This is a genomic window from Streptomyces sp. NPDC057424 (genome assembly GCF_042803315.1).
Taxonomy (GTDB): Bacteria; Actinomycetota; Actinomycetes; order Streptomycetales; family Streptomycetaceae; genus Streptomyces.
Genome location: NZ_JBHVCP010000009.1, coordinates 1 through 10,145, shown reverse-complemented (window position 1 = coordinate 10,145; position 10,145 = coordinate 1). Strand labels below are relative to the sequence as shown.

9 protein-coding genes are annotated in these 10,145 nt (G+C 69.6%); 3 read left to right on the top strand and 6 right to left on the bottom strand.

Annotation, left to right across the window (positions count from 1 at the left end):
* The 5 genes from ACFU3E_RS10445 to ACFU3E_RS10425 form a co-directional block, all read right to left on the bottom strand.
* Positions 1-1,390: glycosyltransferase (locus tag ACFU3E_RS10445; protein ID WP_384154681.1), on the bottom strand; the 1,390-nt coding region annotated here is incomplete at its 3' end.
* Between the two features lie 14 nt (positions 1,391-1,404).
* A complete protein-coding gene (locus ACFU3E_RS10440; protein ID WP_384154679.1) occupies positions 1,405-2,988 on the bottom strand; it encodes an ATP-binding protein in 1,584 nt (527 codons plus the stop codon).
* Positions 2,985-3,725: a response regulator transcription factor gene (locus ACFU3E_RS10435; protein ID WP_384154677.1), complete on the bottom strand. Its 741-nt coding sequence runs from the start codon at positions 3,723-3,725 to the stop codon at positions 2,985-2,987. Before ACFU3E_RS10435 ends, ACFU3E_RS10440 begins: the two co-directional genes overlap by 4 nt.
* Positions 3,726-3,831: 106 nt before the next feature.
* Positions 3,832-4,704 carry a DUF2797 domain-containing protein gene (locus ACFU3E_RS10430; protein WP_384154675.1) on the bottom strand — a complete coding sequence of 291 codons (873 nt, stop codon included), beginning with the start codon at positions 4,702-4,704 and terminating at the stop codon, positions 3,832-3,834.
* 554 nt (positions 4,705-5,258) lie between these two features.
* Positions 5,259-5,585 carry a GYD domain-containing protein gene (locus ACFU3E_RS10425; protein ID WP_384154983.1) on the bottom strand — a complete coding sequence of 109 codons (327 nt, stop codon included), beginning with the start codon at positions 5,583-5,585 and terminating at the stop codon, positions 5,259-5,261.
* Positions 5,586-5,727: 142 nt separating this feature from the next.
* Here ACFU3E_RS10425 and ACFU3E_RS10420 point away from each other — a divergent pair, with 142 nt between their 5' ends.
* The 3 genes from ACFU3E_RS10420 to ACFU3E_RS10410 all read left to right on the top strand — a co-directional run bounded on the left by ACFU3E_RS10420 (position 5,728) and on the right by ACFU3E_RS10410 (position 8,977).
* A complete protein-coding gene (locus ACFU3E_RS10420; protein ID WP_384154673.1) occupies positions 5,728-6,423 on the top strand; it encodes an ester cyclase in 696 nt (231 codons plus the stop codon).
* A gap of 53 nt (positions 6,424-6,476) precedes the next feature.
* On the top strand, positions 6,477-7,064 hold the full coding sequence (locus ACFU3E_RS10415; RefSeq protein ID WP_384154671.1) for a hypothetical protein: 588 nt from the start codon (positions 6,477-6,479) through the stop codon (positions 7,062-7,064).
* Positions 7,065-7,360: 296 nt separating this feature from the next.
* A complete protein-coding gene (locus ACFU3E_RS10410; RefSeq protein ID WP_384154669.1) occupies positions 7,361-8,977 on the top strand; it encodes an MFS transporter in 1,617 nt (538 codons plus the stop codon).
* A 643-nt stretch (positions 8,978-9,620) separates the two neighbouring features.
* Here the strand turns inward: ACFU3E_RS10410 and ACFU3E_RS10405 are convergent.
* The gene (locus tag ACFU3E_RS10405) at positions 9,621-9,908 is read right to left on the bottom strand and encodes a hypothetical protein (protein ID WP_384154667.1); all 288 of its coding nucleotides are present in this window, start codon (positions 9,906-9,908) and stop codon (positions 9,621-9,623) included.
* Between the last annotated feature and the right edge of the window lie 237 nt (positions 9,909-10,145).

Sequence of the window (10,145 nt, the reverse complement as noted above, 5' to 3'; positions counted from 1 at the left end):
TACGCGAGGTGGTGCCGTGCAGGGTGGTGCCGTGCGAGGTGGTGCCGTGCAGGGCCGTGTCGTACGAGGTGGTGCCGTGCAGGGTGGTGCCGTGCGAGGTGGTGCCGTGCAGGGCCGTGCCGTACAGAGCCGGCGCCGGCGAGTCGTCGCCGCGCCGGTCCGGGAACACCCACGCCCGGAAGAGCAGGAAGCGCAGCACGGTCGCCGCGAGGTTGGCCGCGACGAGGACGGCCAGTTCGGTGGAGTGCGCGGGCTCGGAGGTCGCCGCGTTCAGTGCCGCGAGCGAGCCGCTGGTCAGGGCGAGTCCGATGCCGAAGACGACCAGGCCCTGCGCCTGGTGCCGCACGGCCCCGCCGCGCCCGCGCACCCCGAAGGTGAGCCGCCGGTTGGCCGCGGTGTTGGCGACCGCCGAGACCAGCAGGGCGAGGGCGTTGGCGGCCTGCGAGCCGGTGAAGACCCGGAAGCCGCTGTAGAGCAGCAGGTAGAAGAGGGTGGACAGGGCGCCGACCACGCAGAACCCGACCAGCTGGCGGGCGAGTCCCTTCGGCACGTCCTTGATGTCACGGTCGCGCGGGTCGTCGCCGAACGGCCGGGCGATCCGGTCCAGCGGCAGCGAGCCGGTGGCCAGCGCCCTCCCGACCCGCCACACACCCTTGAGGTCGTCGGTCGCGGTCTTGACGATGTGCACGGTCGAGTCGGGATCGTCCACCCAGTCGACCGGCACCTCGTGGATCCGCAGCCCCGCGCGCTCGGCGAGTACCAGCATCTCGGTGTCGAAGAACCAGCCGGTGTCCTCGACGAGCGGCAGCAGCACCTGCGCCACGTCCCGGCGGATCGCCTTGAATCCGCACTGGGCGTCCGAGAACCGCGCCTGGAGCGAGCCGCGCAGGATGAGGTTGTAGGCCCGGCTGATGAACTCCCGCCTGGGACCGCGCACCACCCGCGAACTGCGGGCCAGCCGGGAGCCGATCGCGAGGTCCGAGTGGCCGGAGATCAGCGGCGCCACCAGCGGGAGCAGGGCGTTCAGGTCGGTCGACAGGTCCACGTCCATGTAGGCGAGGACCGGGGCGTCCGAGGCCGACCAGACGGACCGCAGGGCCCGGCCGCGCCCCTTCTGCTCCAGGCGGAAGGTGGTGACCTCGGGGATCTCCGCCGCCAGCCGCCCGGCCACCTGCGGGGTGGTGTCCGTGGAGGCGTTGTCCGCGATCGTGATGCGGAACGCGTACGGGAACGTCCGGTCGAGATGTTCGTGCAGTCTGCGGACGCACGGCTGGAGGTCCTTCTCCTCGTTGTAGACGGGGATCACTACGTCCAGGACAGGCGTACCGGCTGGTGCGGCCGGGAGGTGCTCCCGCGCCGGCAGGGTGCCGGGAGAAGAGTCGGTTCGCATGGAACCGACTTTCGTCAGGCGCCCTGTTGTGCCCATGTGGTGACGCTGTGGAGTGCCTGTGAGTGCAGCTGCCGGCTCATGTCCGGCTGCGGCGGCAGCGCGGGCAGACGCACCGTGAACACGGTCCGCCCGGGCACGCTGTCGACGGTCACGGCACCGCCGTGCGCGGTCACCACGGCCTGCACGATGGCGAGGCCGAGACCGGTCGAGCCGGTGGCGCGGGAACGCGCGGAGTCGCCGCGTGCGAACCGTTCGAAGACGTGCGGGAGCAACTCGGCGGGAATGCCCTGCCCGTCGTCCTCGACGTCCACGCACAGCCAGGTGCCGCGCCGCTGGACGCGGGCGGTGACGGTCGTCCCGGGTGGCGTGTGATTGCGCGCGTTGCCGAGCAGGTTGACGAGGACCTGTTGCAGCCGGGCCGCGTCCGCCGCCACGAGTGCGGGCTCGTCGGGCAGGTCGAGGCGCCAGTTGTGGTCCTGGCCGGCGGCACGGGCGTCGCTGATGGTGTCGACGACGAGCGGTACGAGGTCCGTCTGCTCGAACTGGAGCGGCCGGCCGGCGTCGAGCCGGGCGAGCAGCAGCAGATCCTCGACGAGGAAGGTCATCCGGCCGGCCTCGGACTCGATCCGGCCCAGCGCGTGCCGGGTGTCGGGCCCGACCTGCTCGCTGCCGCGCCGGGTGAGTTCGGCGTACCCGCGGATGGAGGCGAGGGGGGTGCGCAGCTCGTGACTGGCGTCGGCGACGAACTGCCTGACGCGCGTCTCGCTCTGCTGCCGTGCGTGCAGCGCCCCGTGCACATGATCGAGCATCCGGTTGAGCGCGGCACCGACCTGGCCGACCTCGGTGTGCGGGTCGGTCTCGGAGTCGGGGACCCGCTCGCTGAGGTTCACCTCGCCGGTGTGCAGGGGCAGTTCGGAGACCCGGGTGGCGGTGGCGGCGACCCGGCGCAGGGGGCGGGTCGCCACGCTGATGAGGACGGAGCCGGCGATGGCGGCGGCGGCCAGTCCGGCGCCGGTGACGCTCACCTCGACGAGGATGAGGGTGTTGATGGTGGTGGTGACCGACTCGGTGGGCAGGGCGATGTAGTAGGTCCCGCCGTCATGTCCGTCGACGTACTGCACGCGGTACTCGCCGAGTCCGGGGATGTCGACGGTGTGCATGCCCGTGGCCGGTACTGCGGCGAGGGCGGCCTTCTGCTCGCCGGTGAGGCCGACGGGTGTGTTCCCCTGGTAGGGGCCGTTCTCCTCGGCGCGGTAGGCCCGGGTGACGCTGCCGTCGGCGCCGACCTCGGCGACGACGGTCTGGGGCTGTGCCGGTCCCTCGATGAAGCCGGTGATCCTGCCCGTCAAGGCGGCGTCGCTTCCGCCGCCGGGCTTCACGGGTCCCGACAGACGCTTGCCGGTGTCCTCGACCTGCGCGTCCAGCTGCTTGTACAGATGCGACCTGAGGGCCAGGGTCGTCACCGTGCCGATCACCGCGCACACCACGGCGATCAGCACCACGGACGCGATGACGAGCCGCGTCCGCAGCGTGCGCGGCTTGCCTGCTCGCTGCCCGCCCTCCCGCTGCTGTGTACGCGGCCGTCGTCGTCCGCTCATGACGCCGCGGGCTTGATCAGGTACCCCGCGCCGCGCCGCGTGTGGATCATCGGCTCGCGCCCGGCGTCGATCTTCCGCCGCAGATACGAGATGTAGAGCTCGACGACGTTGGCCTGGCCGCCGAAGTCGTACGACCACACCCGGTCGAGGATCTGCGCCTTGCTCAGCACGCGCCGCGGGTTGCGCATCAGGAACCGCAGCAGCTCGAACTCGGTGGCGGTGAGGTGGATGTTGTCCCCGGCCCGGGTCACCTCGTGGCTGTCCTCGTCGAGGGTGAGGTCGCCGACGACCAGCATGGAGTCCGAGCGCCGGTCGGCGGCACCGGAGCGGCGTATCAGCCCGCGCAGCCGCGCGACGACCTCCTCCAGGCTGAACGGCTTGGTGACGTAGTCGTCGCCGCCCGCCGTCAGCCCGGCGATCCGGTCCTCGAGCGCGTCCTTGGCGGTCAGGAACAGCACGGGCACGTCCGGCAGCTCCCGGCGCAGCCGCCCGAGCACGGCCAGCCCGTCCATGTCGGGCAGCATCATGTCGAGGACGACGGCGTCGGGCCGGAAGTCACGCGCGGTCTGGATCGCGCCCGTGCCGTCAGCGGCACTCCGGATCTGCCACCCCTCATAGCGCAGGGCCATGGACAGCAGCTCGGTGATCGACTGCTCGTCGTCCACCACCAGCACGCGGACGGGGCTCCCGTCCGGCCTCAGCAGTTCGGTGCGCCCCTGGGGCGAGGTCGTGGTCATGTGAACACGATGTCGACGACCTCTGAGAGCACGCTTTCGGCAACCTGTGATTTCCCTGAGAAACACACAGGCACCTCTCAGGGAACACCTGGGAAGGCCGGACGGGTCAGAACAACCCGTCCTGCACGCCTCCCGCCTCCCTGAACTGCCTTACGGGCACAGTCAGTTCATCCCCCGCGACGGGCACCAGCCCCCACCCCGTCATCAGCCGTGTGTCCAGCACCACGACCCCGCCCCCGGCGGCCAGGTGCAGATCGGGCCCGGCGGCCGCCACCAGCTCCCCGCCGACCGTGCCCCCCGCGACGAGCTCACTCACGTCCCCGACGGCGACGGGCACGCCCGCGAGCCCGAACACCCCCACGTGGTCGACGATCCGCAGCGGCTCCCGCGCGAGCGACTCCGGCCACGCGGGGAGCGCGACCGCCCGCTCGTGCAGCTCGGCGACCTCATGCGCCCGGTCCGCGGCGGCCTCCGGCAGCGCGGCCCGCACCGCCCGCTTCTCGGCGTACGGAATGCGGTCGGGCACCCGCAGGGCGGCCCTGAGCAGCTCCTCCGTACGCCGCGCGGCCATGAGCGGACCGACACCGAGCCAGCTGAAACAGACGGCCCCCTGCTCGAGCAGCCGCGCGGAGCCCCGCTCTTCGGCCGTGATCCCGACCTTGACCATGCCGGGTCCGAACCACGCCAGATAGACGTGGTACGGCCGGGGATCGTCGGCGATGGTGTCCGCCGCCACGGAGTGCGCCCGGTCCAGCCGCGCGCACTTCTCGCACCGCGCCCCCGTACTGCGCCCTGGCACGACCGCACTGACGGGGCACGCATGCCCCCGAGCCCCCACACACGTGCGCACGCTCCCTTCCGCGACCCCGAAAACCACGCGCTTTCCCCAGGTCAGCGCGCTGCGCCGCCCGCCGTCCCACACCAGCACGGGACCGTCCGCCGACCACCGCAGCCCCGAGCACTTCCATGCCTGTGCCATCCCTGCCGAGAGTAGGGGGCACCACTGACAACGCCGTCACTGACAACGGCGTTCTGATGAGTGAGCGCCCGGAGTCGGCACCCACGGCAGCGGCTACCTCCGGCTCCCCACCCGCATCCCCCACGGACCGGCAGAACGACCTCCGTCACACGCCCTGCCCGCCCGGCCGACACCCGAGGCACCCGTCACGCCTCGCCACATCAGCACGGGCGCGGTCACCGGCATCCTCGACCGCCTGGAACGAGCCGGCGGGCCGGTCTCGCGACTGGCCGATGTCACGGAGGCCGTTCAGCTCGGCACGGGCAACGAACTCGTCGCCCACTCCCGCCACATGCTCCCGGACACGCCACCCGGGGAACTCCGCCACCTCGCCGCGTGTCTGACCGGAGCCCTGGAGGACGCCCTCCGTTTCGCCGAGAGCCGCGGTGCCCGCGCGCAGCACCTGAACTAGCGACCCAAGGCCGGAACGACAGAGGCCCCGGATCTCTCCGGCCTGCTTCTCTGCTGCACCACAGCCTGAGGACCGAGCCCGGATGGCGCGATGATCCGGACCGCTACGCACCAGGAGCCCGGTATGCGACCTGCCCGGCTGTCCGCAGAGCCTCCATCGTTTCACCGACGGTCAGGAGAACCGTTGTCTCGAACGAGCTGATCGCGCCGCCTCCACTGATCGCCAGCGCGACCGTGGCCATGGACACGTTGTCCGGGGCCTCCCACAGGCTGTAGCCATCATGCGTGCCGAAGGCATACCAGAATCCATGGAGCTTGCCGCCGACGGACTCGATGTACGACTGAGCGGCTCGGGCGCGGTCCTCAGGGTGATCGATCAGCCTCGCCCAGGTCTCCGGGGTGTAGCTGAACCTCGACAGATAGAGCGGCATCATGCCTCCTTCCGCTCCGTCCGTTGGGCGCCCCTTGCCATCGGGATCTGGCGCACGGGAAGTGATCACCCATCGGGACAAAGCACACAAATACATCATATTCTGAAGAAGTTGCCAGCGCTCTGACTGCACGGGAGGCGTCATGACATTCGTCCAGGTCATCGACTGCAAGACCAGCAGGGTCGACGAGTTGAACAGGCTGATGGACAGCTGGGTCGAAGCGACGCAAGGCAAACGGACAGCCACCCATTCGATCGTCGGCCGGGACCGCACCGACTCCACGCACGTGGTGGAGATCGTGGAGTTCCCCTCGTACGACGAGGCGATGGAGAACTCACGGCTGCCGGAGACGGACCGCATCTTCCGGGAGCTGGTGGCTGCCTGCGACCAGGAACCCACCTTCACGGACCTCGACGTTCTCCGGGACGAGCAGTTGAACAAGATCGTGGTCCGCAACTTCTTCGAGGAAGTGGCCAACAAAAGGAACTACGACGCACAGGACACGCTCTGTACCCCCGACTACCAGGAGCACGACCCCATCCTGCCGACGGGCGTCGTCGGGCTCGAGGAGTCCAAGGCGGCCAACCGGCAGCTTCACGCGGCGCTCGAACCGGTGGTCACGCTCGAGAGCCTGATCGCCGAGGGCGACCAGGTGAGCGCGCGGTTCTCCTTCAAGGGCCGTCATACCGGTGGGTTCCTGGGCATGGAAGCCACGGGCCGGGAGTTCTCGGCCACCGGTCACGCGACGTTCCGCTGCCAGGGAGGCAGGATCGCGGAAAGCTGGTGGAACACCGACGACCTCGGTCTGCTGCGGCAACTGGGCACCATCAAGGCCTGAGGCCCACCGGGACTTCATCGGCAGTGGGCGTTGCGCGTGTCGGCCTGGGCACTGTGCGGCAGGCCCACAGCCGGTGCCCGCCGGGCACCGAGCCCATCGGCCTCATCGCGCTCGCCTCAATCACCATGATGGTCGCCGTTTGCTGCGCGAGCACCACGGCACCCGCGCTTCGCGTCTTAGGTTGCCTGTTGGGTGGGGTGCTGGCGCTCGTCCTGGTCCCTTTCAACGGCACGATCCCCACGTGGGAGGGCCTGATCATCCTCGCCGTGATGTTTCTCGGCACAGCCGTCTGCCGGGCCGAGCACGGTCAGAGCACCTGGCGGTGCGCGGCTTGCACAGCCGTCGCGGTGGTGGTCTCCGGCGTGGCGAGCGCGTACTGGCACGGAGCACACGGCGCGGCTGCATCGTTGCGTGTGTTGGCCGGTGGGGCTGGGAACGATCAGTTGCTCGGTCTACCTGTCCATCCGGTACTACTGGCGGTCTCCGACGGCACGATCGGCAGGTGGCGGAGGGACACTCTGGTGCTTGAAGTGGCCTTCTACGCGGTGCTGTTGCCGCTGAGCATGCTGACCTGCCGTTACATCGAAGCGCCGATCCAGAGATGGGGCCGGAAGCTGGCGAGACGCATGGATCCGCCGTGACCAGCGCTCGTTCCACCGCCTTCCCACCGGCCACGCGACGTGCCGCTGCCAGGGAGGCAGGATCGCGCAAAGCTGGGTGGAACGCGCGTCGGGCCGGAGCCATCTGGCCCCGCTCTCGGTACGCGCGGTCTGCGGCCCAGTCGAGCAGACGTCCACCGATGCCATGTCCCGCGTGCGTCCGCGCCACACTGAGTTTGATCGAGCCTGAGGGCTCTCCCCCCAGCGACTCCGCCAAGCGGTCGATCTCCCGGAGCGGGTCGGAGCCCGCGCTCCGGGGCGGCTGGAACGATGCGCGCATGGCATCTGGTACGAGAACCACTAAGAGTTCACCGAAGGTGCGAATCGTCCTGCTGACACTCGCGGCCGGTCAGTTCCTGATGGCGCTCGACAGCTCGGTCATGAACGTCTCGATCGCGACGGTGGCCGAGGACGTGGGCACGACGGTGACAGGTGTCCAGGGCGCCATCACGGCCTACACCCTCGTGATGGCGATGTTCATGATCCCCGGCGGCAAGGTGGGGGCGCTGATCGGCCGCAAGCGCGCGTTCATGATCGGCTGCGTGATCTACGGCTGCGGCTCCCTCACCACGGCGCTGGCACCGAACCTGCCCGTGCTGCTGCTCGGCTGGTCGTTCCTCGAGGGGATCGGGGCGGCCCTCATCCTGCCCGCGATCGTGGCGCTCGTGGCCGGCAACTTCGCCACGGAACGCCGTCCCGCCGCCTACGGTCTCGTCGCGGCCGCGGGGGCCGTGGCGATCGCGGTCGGGCCGCTCGTCGGGGGTGTCGCAACGACGTACTTCTCCTGGCGATGGGTGTTCGCCGGTGAGGTCCTGGTGGTGCTCGGCATCCTGGCGCTCGCCCGCCGCATCGCCGACGCGCCTGTCGGCGAACGCCCTCGCATCGATCTCGTCGGCGCCGGGCTGTCCGCGCTCGGGCTCGGGGTCTTCGTCTACGGCGTCCTCCGCTCCGACGAATGGGGCTGGTTCCAGCCCAAGCCCGACGCCCCCTCGTGGCTCGGGATCTCGCTGACCGTGTGGCTGATGCTGGCCGGTCTCCTGCTGATCTGGATCTTCCTGCGCTGGGAGGCCCGCATGGTGAAGCGGCGCAGGGACCCACTCGTCGACCCGGCCATGCTGCAGAACCGGCAGCTCACCGGCGGACTGACGATGTTCTTCTTCCAGTACCTCGTCCAGATGGGCGTGTTCTTCGTCGTACCGCTCTATCTGTCGGTCGCCCTGGGCCTGTCCGCGCTCAACACCGGTGCCCGCCTCCTGCCGCTCTCCGTGACGCTCCTGGCCGCCGCCATCCTGATCCCCCGCTACCTCCCGGACGTCTCACCCCGGCGGGTGGTGCGGCTCGGGGTCTTCGCGCTGTTCGCGGGCGCGCTGGTCCTGATGGCCGCGCTCGACGCGGACGCCGGTGCGGAGATCGTCACCATCCCCATGCTGCTGATCGGGCTGGGCATGGGCGCACTCGCGTCCCAGCTCGGGTCGGTCACCGTGTCCGCGATGCCGGAAGCACGGAGCGCGGAAGTCGGCGGTGTCCAGAACTCCGTCACCAACCTGGGCGCTTCGATCGGTACGGCCCTCGCCGGGTCGCTCCTGATCGCCGCGATGACGACGTCCTTCCTGACCAGCGTGGAGCAGAACCCGGCCCTCCCGGCCGAGGTCAAGAGCCAGGCGACCGTCGAACTCGCAAGCGGCGTGCCGTTCTTGTCGGACGCCCAGCTCAAGTCCGCGCTCGACGAAGCGGGCACGAGCGAGGAGGTGGCCCAGGCGGCACTCGACGCGAATGAGGAGGCCAGGATCGACGGTCTGCGCGCCGCAGTGGCGATCCTCGCCTTCGCCGCGCTTCTCGCGGTGTTCTTCACTTCTCGGATTCCGAAGACCCAGCCCGGTTCGACGGGGCCGTAGCCGCGGGTCGGCCTGCCCCTCCACGGGTTGCGGGGAGAAGGGCAGCAAGTTGTCCGCTCCGGGCCGCACCCTTCGATGCCCTGTCTGTCCGCGCCGGCGTCCGCAAGGGTCCGCTTCCGCGGCCTGCGCCAACGTGCGCAGCGCTGCTCCACGAGCAGGGCGCCGTCGCCCGCATGATCATGGAAGACAGATGGGACGAAAGGCAACGACCTGAACGTATGCGCCATCGCCGTGTGATCCACGGTTGCTGTCAGAGGCTGTTGTCAACGCAAAAGCCAGAGGCCCTGTGGATCACTCCACAGGGCCTCTGACGTGCTGTGCACTCGGCAGGATTCGAACCTGCAACCTTCTGATCCGTAGGATTGGGCAGGCTACTGGGCAAGCGGGTGCCCACCTTCCGAAGGGACCGCTGACGGTCGTGATCGACAGTCACTGTGTGCCGTCGTTGCCGTCAGGGTTGCCGTCGGTTAGCCCATATCACCGCAGACGGCAGGTTTTGAAAGCGCCTTCGCAGCCGCTTGGGCTCGTTCCGCGACCGCGCCCGTTATCTAGGGGATGGAGCCTCTTCACCCAGGTCGGAGCGCTGATCGGCAGTTCAGGCATGTAAGGCATGCCCCCGCGCGGAGCAGCATCAAGGCTGGTCTCAGGATCCCTCGCCCGCCTTCTGCCCCGTAGTCCGGCTAGCCAGGCGGAATAGGACCCGGGCGTACACGAGGGTCGCCGCCGTGATGATCGTCGGAATGACCGCCAGCGCGAGTATGCCGACCAGTGCGCGGCCGCCTTCGGCGGGCGCGAAGAGTTCCCGGTCATCGTCCAGCAGGAACCGGTAGCCGAACCACGCCCACAGTGCCAGGGACAGCAGCATCCACCCGACCGCCCACTTCTCGACCCGGTGCCCGTCCTGGCGGAGCTGCTCTGCGTCTGCCGTCATCTTTCCCCCTGCTTCACCTGGTGATCAGTGGCCAGTTCATCACAGCGCGCAAGTGCCGAACGGACGCCGATCCTGTTAGGTGTTTCGGTCGAAACACTTCCTGCACTCGCGTTCGGGACGACGTGCTGCACCACATGGGTACGCCACGGGCCAGCAGCAACGGGAGGGACTGCTGCATGGATAGGTGACACCTGACCTGGCTTGCTGAGAGGCGGCCTGGAAGGATGTTGCAGTGCC

Coding starts and splice junctions, on each gene's coding strand:
- ACFU3E_RS10410 (WP_384154669.1), top strand. CDS start 7,361: ATGGCATCTGGTACGAGAACCACTAAGAGTTCACCGAAGGTGCGAATC.
- ACFU3E_RS10440 (WP_384154679.1), bottom strand. CDS start 2,988: ATGAGCGGACGACGACGGCCGCGTACACAGCAGCGGGAGGGCGGGCAG.
- ACFU3E_RS10420 (WP_384154673.1), top strand. CDS start 5,728: ATGACATTCGTCCAGGTCATCGACTGCAAGACCAGCAGGGTCGACGAG.
- ACFU3E_RS10405 (WP_384154667.1), bottom strand. CDS start 9,908: ATGACGGCAGACGCAGAGCAGCTCCGCCAGGACGGGCACCGGGTCGAG.
- ACFU3E_RS10425 (WP_384154983.1), bottom strand. CDS start 5,585: ATGCCGCTCTATCTGTCGAGGTTCAGCTACACCCCGGAGACCTGGGCG.
- ACFU3E_RS10435 (WP_384154677.1), bottom strand. CDS start 3,725: ATGACCACGACCTCGCCCCAGGGGCGCACCGAACTGCTGAGGCCGGAC.
- ACFU3E_RS10430 (WP_384154675.1), bottom strand. CDS start 4,704: ATGGCACAGGCATGGAAGTGCTCGGGGCTGCGGTGGTCGGCGGACGGT.